The organism is Roseicella aerolata, assembly GCF_020523605.1.
In the GTDB taxonomy this organism is placed as follows: domain Bacteria; phylum Pseudomonadota; class Alphaproteobacteria; order Acetobacterales; family Acetobacteraceae; genus Paracraurococcus; species Paracraurococcus aerolatus.
The window spans coordinates 1-527 of record NZ_JAJAQI010000193.1; the positions used below are offsets into that span (position 1 = coordinate 1).

1 protein-coding gene is annotated in these 527 nt (G+C 69.6%); it reads right to left on the reverse strand.

The window, feature by feature from the left end:
• The coding region (locus LHA35_RS28520; protein ID WP_226615301.1) for a DUF3141 domain-containing protein at positions 1-527 on the reverse strand (527 nt) is incomplete at both ends.

Here is a 527-nt window from a genome sequence, read left to right on the forward strand (position 1 = left end):
ATCTCGGCGAGGCTGGCGAGGATCGCCCGGTGCTCGCGCCGCGCCACGACGGCCGAGACGAAGATGCCGAGATGCCCGACATGCGGGTTGATGAGGTAGACGATGCGCTGCCCGGCCGCCTTCAGCGCCTCGGTGCTGCTGTAGACCGCCGGTATCCAGCCGAGCGCCTGGTGCGGCGGCGTGATGTCGTCGCCCTCGGAGGCGAAGACCACCACCGGGTTGCGGATGCGCCGGAGGTCGGCGACGCAGCCCTCGCAGATGCGGAAGACGCCCTGCTCGACCTGGTTGCCGATGAACAGGTTCTCGACGATCGCGGCGATCTCCTCGCGTCCCAGGGAGTAGAAGCCGCCCCACCAGCGTTCAAACCGCAGGAAGCGCTCCCGCTCCGTGTCCACCTCGGCGAACAGCCGCGCGTACTTCTCCCAGATGGCCCGCTCCGGCTTCAAGTTCTCGAAATTGGCGGCGAGCCAGGCGCCGTCGAAGCGCCCGTCGCCCAGGTCGGCCGCGAGTTCGGCGAGCCAGGCGCC